At 58.7% G+C, this 12,705-nt stretch carries 13 protein-coding genes; 12 read left to right on the forward strand and 1 reads right to left on the reverse strand.

Going from position 1 to position 12,705, the window contains the following annotated elements:
* Window positions 1-10 precede the first annotated feature (10 nt).
* Both NSJP_RS07965 and NSJP_RS07970 read left to right on the forward strand, forming a co-directional pair.
* A complete protein-coding gene (locus tag NSJP_RS07965; RefSeq protein WP_080886383.1) occupies window positions 11-523 on the forward strand; it encodes a DivIVA domain-containing protein in 513 nt (170 codons plus the stop codon).
* A 79-nt stretch (window positions 524-602) separates the two neighbouring features.
* Complete coding sequence (locus NSJP_RS07970) at window positions 603-1,769, forward strand: serine hydrolase domain-containing protein (RefSeq protein WP_080886384.1); 1,167 nt, start codon at window positions 603-605, stop codon at window positions 1,767-1,769.
* On the opposite strand, the gene NSJP_RS07975 is transcribed toward NSJP_RS07970, so the two are convergent.
* Window positions 1,751-2,068, reverse strand: a complete 318-nt coding sequence (locus NSJP_RS07975; RefSeq protein ID WP_080886385.1) for a hypothetical protein — start codon at window positions 2,066-2,068, stop codon at window positions 1,751-1,753. The genes NSJP_RS07970 and NSJP_RS07975 overlap by 19 nt on opposite strands.
* Window positions 2,069-2,208: 140 nt before the next feature.
* Here NSJP_RS07975 and NSJP_RS07980 point away from each other — a divergent pair, with 140 nt between their 5' ends.
* From NSJP_RS07980 to NSJP_RS08025, 10 genes are all read left to right on the forward strand, one after another.
* Window positions 2,209-2,745, forward strand: a complete 537-nt coding sequence (locus NSJP_RS07980; RefSeq protein WP_080886386.1) for a CDP-alcohol phosphatidyltransferase family protein — start codon at window positions 2,209-2,211, stop codon at window positions 2,743-2,745.
* A gap of 155 nt (window positions 2,746-2,900) precedes the next feature.
* Window positions 2,901-4,115: a type II secretion system F family protein gene (locus NSJP_RS07985; protein WP_080886387.1), complete on the forward strand. Its 1,215-nt coding sequence runs from the start codon at window positions 2,901-2,903 to the stop codon at window positions 4,113-4,115.
* A gap of 155 nt (window positions 4,116-4,270) precedes the next feature.
* Window positions 4,271-5,974 carry a two-component system sensor histidine kinase NtrB gene (locus NSJP_RS07990; protein WP_155969987.1) on the forward strand — a complete coding sequence of 568 codons (1,704 nt, stop codon included), beginning with the start codon at window positions 4,271-4,273 and terminating at the stop codon, window positions 5,972-5,974.
* A complete protein-coding gene (locus tag NSJP_RS07995) occupies window positions 5,959-7,344 on the forward strand; it encodes a sigma-54-dependent transcriptional regulator (protein WP_080886389.1) in 1,386 nt (461 codons plus the stop codon). Before NSJP_RS07990 ends, NSJP_RS07995 begins: the two co-directional genes overlap by 16 nt.
* A complete protein-coding gene (gene ispE / locus NSJP_RS08000) occupies window positions 7,337-8,260 on the forward strand; it encodes a 4-(cytidine 5'-diphospho)-2-C-methyl-D-erythritol kinase (RefSeq protein WP_080886390.1) in 924 nt (307 codons plus the stop codon). The genes NSJP_RS07995 and ispE overlap by 8 nt, the downstream gene beginning before the upstream one ends.
* A 215-nt stretch (window positions 8,261-8,475) precedes the next feature.
* The gene (locus tag NSJP_RS08005; protein ID WP_080886391.1) at window positions 8,476-9,417 is read left to right on the forward strand and encodes a ribose-phosphate diphosphokinase; all 942 of its coding nucleotides are present in this window, start codon (window positions 8,476-8,478) and stop codon (window positions 9,415-9,417) included.
* A gap of 34 nt (window positions 9,418-9,451) precedes the next feature.
* Window positions 9,452-10,243, forward strand: a complete 792-nt coding sequence (locus tag NSJP_RS08010) for a 50S ribosomal protein L25 (RefSeq protein ID WP_080886392.1) — start codon at window positions 9,452-9,454, stop codon at window positions 10,241-10,243.
* Between the two features lie 2 nt (window positions 10,244-10,245).
* Window positions 10,246-10,830, forward strand: coding sequence for an aminoacyl-tRNA hydrolase (gene pth, locus NSJP_RS08015; protein WP_080886393.1), 585 nt, complete (start codon window positions 10,246-10,248; stop codon window positions 10,828-10,830).
* Between the two features lie 79 nt (window positions 10,831-10,909).
* Window positions 10,910-12,001 (forward strand): redox-regulated ATPase YchF, encoded by a 1,092-nt coding sequence (gene ychF / locus NSJP_RS08020; RefSeq protein ID WP_080886394.1) that lies wholly within the window; start codon window positions 10,910-10,912, stop codon window positions 11,999-12,001.
* 70 nt (window positions 12,002-12,071) lie between these two features.
* Window positions 12,072-12,659 carry an acyloxyacyl hydrolase gene (locus tag NSJP_RS08025; protein ID WP_172834232.1) on the forward strand — a complete coding sequence of 196 codons (588 nt, stop codon included), beginning with the start codon at window positions 12,072-12,074 and terminating at the stop codon, window positions 12,657-12,659.
* The last annotated feature ends 46 nt before the right edge of the window (window positions 12,660-12,705 follow it).

The following is a 12,705-nucleotide window of genomic DNA, read 5'->3' on the forward strand; positions in this document are numbered from 1 at the left end:
GGGGGACGCCATGAAGATCACGCCGCTCGACATCCAGCAGATGGTGTTTAAGACCAGTTTCAGAGGTTACGACAAGGAAGAGGTCAACCGCTTTCTGGAAGAGATCGCGGAAACCGTCGAGTTGTTGAATCGAGACAACGCGGTACAGCGGGAGAAGATCGTCCTCCTTGAGCAGCAGATCACCGAACTTAAACGGACGGAAGTCACGCTGTCGAACACGCTGGTGTCCGCTCAATCACTCGCCGAGGACGTGAAGCGCAGCGCCCAGCGTGAATCCGATCTCGTCATCAAGGAAGCGGAACTCAAGGCGGGGGAAATGATCCGGCAGGCGCGGGTGGAGTTGCACAACACTCAGCGGGATCTGACGGCGCTTCAAAAGCAACGGCTCCTGATGGTGGAGCGGCTTCGCGCGACACTCCGCACGTTCGAGCGGATGTTGGAAGTCGAAGAGCAGGAAGCGTTCAGTGACGCGGCCTCCACGTCGGAGAACAAGCTCGAAGGACAGTCGAGTCAGGCGTTGTGATCCTCGGCGCAATCTCCGGAGCGCCCGGTCGCTCGGACATTATCCGCTCCTTCCAAAGGCTCTCATTTCCATACCGCGTATGAGTTTGCCCTCTGCGATTCATGCGGAACTGCGATCCGCCGTGAACGACGGCGTATTTCCGGGTGCCGTTGTGGCGGTTCGGCTGCGGGGACAGGCGCCCTGTCTTGCCGCGGCGGGACGGCTGTCTTCGGAATCCGATAGCCAGCCGGTGGAAGTCTCCACCCTCTACGATCTCGCGTCGCTGACCAAACCGCTGGTGACCGTCACCTCGATCCTGCTGCTTGCGCAACAGGCCGGACTTTGCCTCGATGATCCAATTGAAAAAAGCCTGCCGGAGCTTGCGCGCAGCGCCGTGGGACGAGCCCCATTGAGCGATCTGCTGGCGCACAGTTCAGGTCTTCCCGGATGGCGGCCGTTGTATGAAAAATTGTATGGAGACACCCCAGTGACGGACCCCGCGTCTCAGGGTATCGATCCGGCAGCCGCACGATCCGCGGTGCTGAATCTGATTCGCGATGAACCGGCGGTCTATGTCAGAGGGACGAGGAGCCTGTATAGCGATCTGGGATTCATCCTTCTCGGATTTCTCATTGAACGGACGACGGGGGTTTTATTGGACGAGTGGTATCGTCGTGCAGTGACGGATCCCCTCGGGGCAGTGTCGTTGCTGTTTGCTCCCGTCTCCGGAATGGGCATCTCGAGCGATCCGTCCGCGGGTAAAGCCGCGGGGATTGCACCGACCGAGTACGATTCCTGGCGGCAGAGATTGCTGAGGGGAGAAGTCCATGACGAGAATGCCGCGGCTCTGGGAGGGATCGCGGGCCATGCAGGGCTTTTCGGAACGGCCGAAGGCGTCCTTGCCGTTTCCGGAGCGTGGTTGGATGCCTACCACGGCAATGACCGCTTCTTCTCCCCGGACCTGGTTCGCCGGTTTGTGACCCGGCAGACTAACGTTCCGCAATCCAGTTGGGCGCTGGGGTGGGATACCCCGTCCGTGCCGTCGTCTTCAGGCAGCTATTTCTCGGAATGTTCCTTTGGGCATCTCGGATACACCGGCACCTCGGTCTGGGTGGATCCGACTCGAAAGCTCGAGGTCGTAATCCTGTCGAACCGTGTGCATCCAAGCAGACGAAACGAGAAGATTCGGGAGTTTCGCCCGCGTCTTCACGATTTGATCATTCGGGAGTTCGCGTTGTTCGAGAAAGGTCAGGCCGGATCGGGATAGTCGGTCCAGGTTTCTTTTTCGGCGAGGTACTTCGTTCCTTTGAAGTTCGCCCGCGTTCTGAGCCGCCGAAAACCCAGCCGAGAAAGTTTCTCGATCAGTTCCTTCACGGCCGCGGCGATGGTCGGGTGAGACTGCCCTTCGACGGTCAGGGCTTCATACATCACTTTGGCGGCATATCCGGACGTCGTGCGATTGACGAGAATAGCGCGGTTAAAGTAACGGTCGCTGGGATCGACCCCCTCGAGTTGATGCTTCTCGACGAGTCCGTCTTTTTTGAAGAGTGACGTGAGAGAATTCATGAACTCTCCATAGATACCGATGTGCCGCCGCCAGGCCGCAGTATAGGGAAGGTCTCGGCGGACTGCAAGACATTGACAACCCCAAACGCCCCTCCTATCCTTTTGATTCGACTGCGCAAGACGAGGCGTTCCGACCCCGTATGAATATTCCCAACAGTTTGACTCTGCTGCGCATTCTCTTGATCCCCGTGTATATCGGCCTGCTCGTCTATGAGGAATTCGATCAGGCTCTGTTGGTGTTGCTGGCGGCAGGAGTCACCGACGCGCTCGACGGCACCATCGCCAGGGCCGCCAATCAGAAAACCCGCCTCGGAGCTTTCCTCGACCCTCTGGCCGACAAACTGCTGTTGACGTCCGGATTCATCACACTATCGACGATTCATCTCATACCCTCGTGGGTCACCATCCTCGTGGTCAGCCGAGACGTGATGCTTTTGCTGGGCACCGCGGTTGCGCAGCTGACAGAGACGGAGATCGATATCACGCCGACCTTTCTCGGAAAAGGCACGACGTTCCTGCAGCTCTCCTATGTCCTTCTGGTGATTTTCTTGAGTTCCCGCCAGATTGATCTGCAGTACCTTCACCCCTTGCTCTTCGGCATGGCGGCATTCACGCTGCTCTCAGGATTTCACTACCTCTATCGTGGCTATCGACGGGCCGGTTCCGTCGGCCTGTAACCTGTCTTCCTGCTTGTCGGACGGAACACCTGCACTCGGCTATGCGTGGAACCTGCATTTGTTTGACAGGTTTTGGGGTCGTCAGTAGACTCGCTCGATAGAACCGTTGTTTCCGCAAGTTCGCTTCCGCACACACGTAGCAAGTGGAGTGATCTATGGCGACCTTCGCATATGTCGGGCGCTCCCGGTCCGGTGCCGTCAGGAAAGGCGAGCTTTCCGCCAAGAACCGTGACGAAGCCGTCGATCAGCTCCGCAAACAAAGCATCGTCGTCACCAGTCTCGATGAAAAGGCCGGAAAATCCGGATTCAACCTCAGCTTCGGGAACGGCCTGACCGACAAAGATCTTGTGGTTTTTACCCGTCAGTTTGGCACGATGATCAACGCCGGGCTTCCGCTGGTGCAGTGTCTGGAAATTCTCTCCACGCAATCGGAAAACAAGGCCCTGCGCGAGTCGGTCGGGGAGGTCAAGGTGCAGGTTGAGGCGGGTTCTACGTTTTCCGATGCCCTGCGCCGCCATCCCAAGGTGTTCGACGATCTGTACGTGAACATGGTGCATGCCGGTGAAGTCGGCGGTCTGCTCGATACGATTCTGACCAGATTGGCGAAGCACATCGAGAAGGCCATGAAGCTCAAGGGGCAAATCAAATCCGCCATGGTCTATCCGGCGGCCATTCTCGGCGTCGCGGGAGTCGTCATCACCGTGCTTATGATCTGGGTGATTCCAATCTTCGCAAAAATGTTCGACGAATTGTCGAGCGGTAAAGTGGGATTGCCGGGCCCTACGCAGCTGGTCATCGATATCAGCAATGCTTTCCAATCCTATTGGTATGTGGCGGCGGGACTGGTCGCAGGCCTGATATTCGGTGTGAAGAAATACTATGCGACGCCCAAGGGCCGGATGGCGATCGACAAGTTCTTGCTGAAGACCCCTGTGTTCGGGGATCTTATTCGAAAAGCCTCGGTAGCTAAATTCACGCGGACGCTTGGCACCCTGCTGTCGAGCGGCGTACCGCTGCTGGACGGCCTCATTATTTGTGCCAAGACTTCCGGCAATAAGGTGATCGAAGAAGCCTTGTTGAACGCCAGGGTCAGCATCAGCGGCGGTAAGACGATCGCCGATCCCCTGACCCAAAGCCAGGTGTTTCCGAAGATGGTCACGCACATGATCGCCGTCGGAGAGTCGACGGGCGCGCTGGATGCGATGCTGGGGAAGATCGCAGACTTCTACGAGGATGAAGTCGACCAGGCGGTCGCCTCCCTCACGTCGTTACTCGAGCCGATGATGATGGTGTTCCTGGGGGTAGTCATCGGGTTCATCGTCATCGCCATGTACCTTCCCATCTTCAAGATGGCGTCGGCGATCGGGTAGGAGTCCGTTCACGTATCACTGCTTCAGGCAGCCGCCTCTACGGCGGCGGTTCAGCATCATGGGTCCATCGGGATGCTCGGGCTGTTTCCCGTGGTCCGCGACCGCTTCCCTGATCTCAACGACACGCCTTGACGCCCGTTCGCAGGGGTCGTTTCTTGTCTGACGGCATGGATGAATTGCGGGCCAGACTGCGCTGGTTAATGGCATTCCGGGTGGCGATTGTCACCGTGATGCTCGGCTTGTCCCTGGTCTTTCAAGCCACAAAAGGGGAACAAGTCGACACGTACTATGCGCTCATCATCCTGACCTACGCGGTTACGATTCCATCCGCCCTCGTACTGCCCTCTCTCACCGCCCCCGCAAGTCTCACGGTATTTTTCTGGGCGCAAGTCGGGATCGATTTTCTATTGGAAACCGTGCTGGTGGTGAGAACCGGGGGCGTCGACAGCCCGTTTGCAGTTCTCTATGTCATGACGGTGACGGTCGCGAGTCTTGTGCCGCGAAAACGCGTCGGACTGTTCGCGGCCTGTGGCTGCATCATCTTGTTCGGCGCGGTGACGAACGTTCAACTCTACGGGCTTGCTGACGGATGGGACTGGGGGTCGAAGAGCCAATTGACCGCGCCCGAGACGTTTCAGACCTTCGGCGCATATGCCCTGGCGCTTCTGGTCGTAGGACTGCTCAGTGGAACCCTGGCCGATCAACTTCAGCAAGCTGACCGGTCGTTGCGTGAAAAGGAACAGGGACTGACCAGACTTCAGGCGTTTCATGAGAACATCGTCCAGAGTATCAGTAGCGGAGTATTCACCGCCGATGGAAGCGGGGCGATCACATCGTTCAACCCGGCTGCGCAGGAGGCGACGGGCTACACGCTATCTCAAGTGCTCAGGTGCCAGTGGCGCGAGGTATTCAACTGGCATCCTGCCCAACCACTGCACGACGGCGCCGGCATGGCGGCCGTGAGCCGTTTTGAAGTGGAATGCAAACGCGCGGATGGAAACCGGCTCGTCCTGGGTATGACGGTGTCTCCACTGCACGAACAAGGGCAACAGGAGGGGTTAGTGGGAGTTTTCAAGGACCTGACGCAGATCAGGGATCTAGAGGAGGAAATGCGCCGAAAAGAATGGCTGGCCAACTTGGGTGAAATGTCGGCCGGCATGGCTCACGAGATTCGTAACCCGCTGGGCGCGCTCGCGGGAGCCATGCAGATGCTCCGGAAGGAAGCGGCGGCGGACGACACGGATCGGAGATTGATGGATATCGCGATCAGGGAAGCGACGCGATTGGATTCAATCATCACGGAATTTCTACAGTATGCCCGTCCCCCGGCGCTTAATCTGGCGGAGTCCGATATCAACAAAGTCCTTGCCGAGACTCTGGATCTGGTCCAACATGAAGCACGGACCCGCTCGAACATCACGATCGTGACCACACTCGCATCCGGTTCGCTCATCGCCCAGATTGATCAGAATCAAATGCGACAGGTCTTTTGGAACCTCGCCACAAATGCTTTTGAAGCTATGCCGGACGGCGGGCAGTTGACCATCGCCACCGGATGTCGGCAGATCGACGCGGGAGGTCGAAAAGGAGAAGTCATCGAGATCTCGTTTCAGGACCAGGGGCAAGGGATTCCAAAAGCGAATCTCGACAAGATTTTTCTCCCGTTTTTCACGACCAAGAAAGCGGGATCCGGATTGGGCTTGGCAGCGGTCCATCGTATCGTCGACCTGCACGGAGGATGGATTAAGGTGGAAAGCGAACGACAGCAGGGAACTCGTTTCGTCGTGTGCATGCCCCGTTCCGGGGACGACGGCGTACGGCTTTGGCATGAGGGGCGAACACCGTGGAAAAGATCCTAGTCGTCGATGACGAGAAGAGTCTCCGTGAAGTGATGAGCATCATGCTCAAGCGGGCCGGGTACGCCGTCACGGAGGCGGCCGACGGTGAAGAGGCCATCGGCCAGGTCAACAAGGACATCTTCGATCTGGTCATTACCGATTTGCGCATGCCGAAGGCCGGCGGAATGGATGTCCTCAAAGCGGTGAAATCCTCTTCGCCGGATACGGTGGTGCTGGTCGTGACGGCCTTCGCGACGGCGGACTCGGCCGTCGAGGCCATGAAGCAGGGAGCGTACGACTATCTCACCAAGCCGTTTCAAGTCGACGAGGTTCAACTCATCATCCGCAATGCACTTGAGAAGCGCCGGTTGTCCACCGAGAACATGCTCCTCAAGCGCGAGATGGCCAGTCAGTCGTCTTTTGCGCAGATCGTCGGCCAAAGCGAAGCGATGCAGAAGGTCTTCGACGTGGTGCGGAAGGTGGCGGATGCCAAGAGCAATGTGCTCATCTGCGGAGAAAGCGGGACCGGAAAGGAACTGGTCGCGCGGGCCATTCACTACAACAGCGCCCGCAGCACGATGCCGTTCGTCGCGGTGAACTGTAGCGCCGTGCCCGAGACATTGCTCGAAAGCGAGCTGTTCGGCCATATGAAGGGATCGTTTACCGGCGCCGTGGCGAACAAGGCCGGATTGTTCGAAGTCGCGAACGGGGGCACGATCTTCCTCGACGAGATCGGCGATACGACCCCGGCCATTCAGGTGAAGCTCCTGCGAGTGATTCAGGAGCGGGAGTTCCGGCGCGTCGGTGGCAATCAGGACATGAAGGTCGATGTCCGCATCATTGCGGCCACCAACCGTGACCTGGAGAAGGCCGTGGCGGACGGATCGTTTCGGGAAGACCTCTACTATCGGCTCGACGTCATCCCCATCCGCCTGCCTCCGCTACGGCTCCGGACTGGCGATATCCCTCTCCTGGTCAAACATTTTCTGGAAAAGTTCGCGCAGGACAGCGGAAAGGCGGCGCCGGTTCTGACTCCCGAGGCCATGCACGTTCTGCTCGGTCATGAATGGCGCGGCAACGTCCGTGAGCTCGAAAATTTGATCGAGCGCGTGGTCGCGTTTGCAGCCGGAGGACCGGTCAGGGAGCACGATATTCGTGGATGGCTGCACCACTCGGTGACGTCGCAAGCGCAGCAGGGAATTCCGGCGGACCTCCCGGAGGACGGCCTGGACTTGGAAGGGCTGATCAACGGCATCGAGAAGGATCTGCTGATGAAAGCGCTGGAACGGACGAGATGGGTCAAGAAGAAGGCTGCGCGGCTTCTGAGGCTTAACACCCGATCCTTTCGGTATCGGCTGGAGAAGTATGCTATAAAAGGAGGTCGTGACTAACCGTGCCTCCGTATCCGAACCAACTGGCCTCTCTTCCGTCGTCACCGTTTCGGCTCCCGCCAAAATCAATCTCATCCTTCGGATCCTAGACCGTCGCCCCGACGGGTATCACAACGTCTGGTCGATCATGCAGACCGTCGCCTTGGTAGACGAAGTGCGTCTTCGGCTGTCCCATACGGGACAGGTTCGTCTTCGATGCGATTCGTCGGAGTTGTCAGGCGATCACAACAATCTCGTCCATAAGGCCGCGGTCGCCGTATTGGAACGAGCCGGGACGGCGGTGGGGCTCGACATCGAGCTCAAGAAAATGATTCCGCTGGGGGCGGGTCTGGGCGGAGGGAGCAGCGATGCGGCTGCGACAATCGTCGGTCTGAATCGGCTGCTGAGGCTCGAATGGTCCCAGATGGAGATGCGGAACATTGCGCAGACGCTGGGCAGCGATGTACCGTTTTTCCTCTTCGCGCCGTCGGCGGTCGTTGCAGGACGAGGGGAAGCGGTCAAGCCGGTAGCCGTTCAAAATGCCCGCTGGGCCGTTCTGGTGAATCCGGGATTCGGCGTTGAGACCAGATGGGCCTATCACGAACTGGCTACGTCACGGCAGGGGGTGAGGCCTCTGTCGGACAGGCAGCGCCGATTGGACGAACAGACTCAAGTGGATTGGCCGCAGCTCAAGGCGGCGGCGGAGAATGACTTCGAATCGCCGGTGTTCGCCAAACATCCGGCTTTGGGAGCAATCAAACAAACGCTCCTCTCACGGGGGGCCGAAATCGCGCTTCTGTCGGGCAGCGGAGCCACGGTGTTCGGATTGTATGGGGACGAACAGTCTGCTCGACGCGCGCAGACGGAATTCCTATCGGATAGCCGGTTGAAAACCTTCGTGGTTCCGACCTGTTCGGGCCCCCTCATTGCCTCCTAGCGATGCTCCACGGCGCCGGGCGGACGGCCGCGCTTTGTTGACAAGTCCCTCCGGATTCCGCTAGAGTTCCCTCCCTCAGTTGGCTTCCTCAACAACGCGCAGCAAACAGGAGTAGGCGGGTTCCAAATTCTCGCCCGCTTCGGCCCGTCGTCGAGACGAACCACGATTCAGTCAGGATCTGAATAGGCTAATCCAGAGGACCGTTCGAGGGACCGATGAGCAGAGAACTGATGATTTTCTCTGGCAACGCGAACCTGGCCCTCGCCCATGAAATCTGCGCCTATCTCGGCGTCAAATTGGGCGAGGCGACCGTGGCGTCATTTAGTGATGGAGAGATTCGAGTCAAGATCGAGGAGAATGTCCGCGGGGCCGACGTCTTTGTCGTGCAGTCTTCTTGCGAGCCGGTCAATGACTCCTTGATGGAGCTGTTGATCATGATCGATGCACTCAAGCGGTCATCGGCGAACCGGATCACCGCGGTCATTCCGTATTTCGGGTATGCCAGGCAGGACCGCAAGGACCAGCCCCGCGTTCCGATTTCAGCCAAATTGGTGGCGGACCTCATTAGTACGGCCGGAACAGATCGCGTGTTGACCATGGATCTCCACGCGGGACAGATTCAAGGGTTCTTCAATGTGCCGGTCGACCATCTCTATGCATTGCCGGTGTTGTTGGACTACATCATGAAGAAGAAGGTCAAGGATCTCGTGATCGTGTCGCCTGACGCAGGCGGCGTCGAACGGGCCCGCGCCTTCGCCAAGCGATTGCAGGCGACCCTGGCCATTATCGATAAGCGGCGCGAGGGGCCTAATCAGACGCAGATCATGAATATCATCGGCGACGTCGAGGGCAAGAGCGCGCTGTTGCTGGACGACATGATCGACACGGCCGGGACGATCGTGCAAGGAGCCCAGGCCTGTGCCGACAAAGGAGCCCGCGAAGTGTGGACGGCCTGCACGCACGCGGTCCTGTCGGGTCCGGCTCTCGATCGATTGCAGGGCTCCTGCGTCAAGCAGGTCATTGTGACGAATACGATTCCACTTCGCGGCAAGGATCAGACCTGCCCGAAACTGTATCAATTGTCGGTCGCGCCGTTGTTGGGCGAAGCCATCCGACGCATCCATGAAGACGAGTCGGTGAGTTCGCTGTTCGCCTAGCGCGGATTGTGAAGACGCGGAACGGAGGAGTGACATGAAATTCGATTTGGCGGTCACCGTGCGGGAAAAAACCGGTAAGGGCGCCGCGCGCCAGTTGCGGCGGGAGGGCAAAGTTCCCGCGGTGTTGTACGGGCAGGGCGAGTGTCTTCTATTGACCATCGAGCCGGAGCCTCTCGTTAAAATTCTGAAGTCGCAGGCGGGCAGCACGGCGCTCATTTCCTTGAGCATCTCCGGGGTCAAATCCAATCCCAAACGGACCGCGCTGTTGCGTGATTTTCAGGTGGACCCTGTGGAGGGTCACGTCCTTCATGCGGATCTGTTCGAGATTTCCATGGAGAAGCCGATTCGCGTCAAAGTGCCGGTGCACGTGATCGGGGGCACGCCGGCCGGCGTGAAGGAAGGCGGAATTCTCCACTTCAACATGCGTGAGTTGTCGGTCGAGTGTTTGCCCGCCGCGATGCCCGATCATATCGAGGTGGATGCGTCTCCGCTGGCCATCGGACAGGGCATTCATCTCAAGGATATCGCCAAGCGGGACGGCGTCCGGTACCTCGACGATCCGGAGCAGATGGTCGTGAGCGTGGCCGTGCCGATGTCGGATGCCAAACTCGAAGCCTTATTGACCAGTCAGGCTGCCGGACCCGAGGGGGCAAAGGAACCGGAAGTCATGGCGAAAGGCAAGATCGCGGCTGAAGGTGCCGAAGGGGCGGAGGCGTCGAAGACGGCCGCTCCGGCTGCCGCAGCCGACGCGAAGGCTGGAGAAAAGAAGGAAGCCGCGGCTGCAGCTCCGAAGGCTGAGAAGAAGGAAGCCGAGAAGAAGAAGTAACGTTGCGCCTCATCGTTGGGTTGGGCAACCCCGGTGCCTCGTACGCCCATACCCGTCACAATGCCGGCATATGGGTGCTGGAACGGGCCGCTGCCCGATGGGGGATCCGTCTCTCCAGGCGCGGGACGGCTCAGCGAGGGTCGGGACGGCTTGGCTCGGAACTCATCGAGCTTGCCGGCACCCTCGACTTCATGAACGTGACGGGTCCGCCGCTCAAGGGCCTCCTCCGCCACTTTCAGCTTACCGCAGACGATCTCTTTCTCATTCATGACGACCTTGATCTGGAACCGGGACGTCTTCGGATCAAACGGGCCGGAGGCCATGGCGGACATAACGGCATCAAGTCGGTCGTCGAAGCCCTGGGCACTTCGGAGTTCGTCAGGATCAAGATCGGGATCGGCCGACCCGCTCCCCGGCAGGATTCGGCGGACTATGTATTGGAGCCGGTGACGCAGGAAGAGTTGGATGTGTTTGAGCCGTGTTTGGAGCGCGCCGTCGATGCGCTGGAATGTGTGATTCACCGGGGCGCCGAGGCGGCGATGAACCGGTTCAATGTGCGCGATCATCAAAGTGCAATTGAAGAATGAACGCTCAGTGTACGTGAACTGTGGATGAGTCGAGGGTCAGGCGCCGGTCTCTTGACCGGTAACGGAAATAGGGTGAAGCATGGGACTTTGTTGCGGAATGATCGGATTGCCGAACGTCGGCAAGACCACCGTGTTCAATGCATTGACTGGAAGCGGCGCCCTTGCGGCCAATTACCCGTTTGCCACAGTCGATCCCAACACGGGCATCGCACTGGTGCCGGACCCTCGTCTTCTCACGCTGACCGACATCTTCAAGTCGAAAAAGACGACGTACAGCACCCTCGAAGTCCGTGACATCGCCGGGCTCGTCGAGGGGGCAAGCAAGGGAGAGGGGCTTGGGAATCAATTTCTTGGGCATATCCGGGAAGTCGACGCGTTGCTGCACGTCGTGCGCTGCTTTTCTGACTCCGACGTCGTGCACGTAGCCGGTCGGGTCGATCCGCTCCGCGACATTGGCGTCATCGAGACCGAGTTGATGCTGGCCGATTTGGAGGCCCTGGACCGGCGCAAGCAGAAGACGGAAAAAAAAGTGCGGGCCGGTGATAAAAAAGCGGCCTTCGAGATGGACTTTCTCGCACGTTTGATCGGAATGCTCGATAAGGGGGAATGGCTCGGTAACCTGGCCTATCAACCGGAGGAGCGCGCATTGCTGGACGAATGCCAGCTTCTTTCGGCAAAGCCGGTCTTGTTCGTGGCCAACGTATCGGAAGGACAACAGGCCGACGAGGCAAGGGTCGAAGCGGTACGAGAATTTGCCGCACGACGCGGGGCGCGAGTAGTCAGGATCTGTGGACAATTTGAGGCGGAGGTCTCGTCGCTGGCCGAGGCTGAGCGGGCCGACTTCCTGAAGGAGATGGGCTTGAGCGAATCCGGCCTCGTGCGCCTCACGCGTGAGGCCTATGCGTTGCTCAATCTCATCACGTTCTTTACGGCCGGTGAAATCGAGTCCCGCGCCTGGCCGATCGTCAAGAATACCAAAGCGCCGCAGGCCGCTGGAAAGATCCATTCGGACATGGAGCGGGGATTCATCCGCGCCGAAGTGTATACCTACGACGATCTGTTGGCACATGGATCGGAGGCCAAGGTCAAAGAAAAGGGACTCTTTCGTCTCGAAGGCAAAGACTACGTGATCAAAGAGGCGGATATCGTCTACTTCCGATTCAACGTCTAGGCGGTTTCTCGATCAACATGCCCGACATCGATTCCTTTCCTCGAAATCACGGATCATAGAGAGGCATCACGTGCGTCAGGCCCGGGGGCGCGGGAAGCTGCGATATGCGTGTGTCGTCTGGCTCTGGATCGTCGGGGTCGGTTCGCTTGGATGGGCCGGCGAGTTCAGGCTCGAATCGTTGGCGGTGAGAGGGGGGTTCAGCGGCATCTCGCCCCTCGAAGAGGAGCAGAAGTATTACTTTCGGCAGGCCGATCTCGTGCTTACAGCGCGACTTCCCTGGGAGCGGGATCTCGGGACGGACTGGGTTCTGGGGACTAAACTGCTGACTTCAGGCGGAGTGCTCAATGCGGCCCAAGAGACCAATGGAATTTTTACATTGGTGCCGTTGGATGTCCTGATCGGCAGGAAGGACGGACTGTTGTCCTTTGACATGGGTATCGGTGGCGCATTGCTTACCGATCACAAGTATGGCGTGCAGAATTTCGGCGGTGCATTTCAATTTGTCTGGACCTTTGGCGTGACCAGCCGCTTCCTCGGACCGCTTGGACTCGGGTATCATTTTCAGCACTACTCCGACGCGACCCTCTACGGTTCTCATTCACGTGGAGGCGACTTCCACCTCTTCGAACTGATTTATTGGTTCAAGACCGGCAGGTAGGATTCGCACCCCGGTTCACCAACAGTTAGTTCGGCCCTCAAGACAA

The sequence above is a fragment of the Nitrospira japonica genome (assembly GCF_900169565.1).
Lineage (GTDB): Bacteria > Nitrospirota > Nitrospiria > Nitrospirales > Nitrospiraceae > Nitrospira_C > Nitrospira_C japonica_A.

Excerpts from the sequence above, each read along its gene's own strand:
- NSJP_RS07965 (WP_080886383.1), top strand. The coding sequence starts at position 11 with ATGAAGATCACGCCGCTCGACATCCAGCAGATGGTGTTTAAGACCAGT.
- NSJP_RS07970 (WP_080886384.1), top strand. The coding sequence starts at position 603 with ATGAGTTTGCCCTCTGCGATTCATGCGGAACTGCGATCCGCCGTGAAC.
- NSJP_RS07975 (WP_080886385.1), bottom strand. The coding sequence starts at position 2,068 with ATGAATTCTCTCACGTCACTCTTCAAAAAAGACGGACTCGTCGAGAAG.
- NSJP_RS07980 (WP_080886386.1), top strand. The coding sequence starts at position 2,209 with ATGAATATTCCCAACAGTTTGACTCTGCTGCGCATTCTCTTGATCCCC.
- NSJP_RS07985 (WP_080886387.1), top strand. The coding sequence starts at position 2,901 with ATGGCGACCTTCGCATATGTCGGGCGCTCCCGGTCCGGTGCCGTCAGG.
- NSJP_RS08005 (WP_080886391.1), top strand. The coding sequence starts at position 8,476 with ATGAGCAGAGAACTGATGATTTTCTCTGGCAACGCGAACCTGGCCCTC.
- NSJP_RS08010 (WP_080886392.1), top strand. The coding sequence starts at position 9,452 with ATGAAATTCGATTTGGCGGTCACCGTGCGGGAAAAAACCGGTAAGGGC.
- ychF (WP_080886394.1), top strand. The coding sequence starts at position 10,910 with ATGGGACTTTGTTGCGGAATGATCGGATTGCCGAACGTCGGCAAGACC.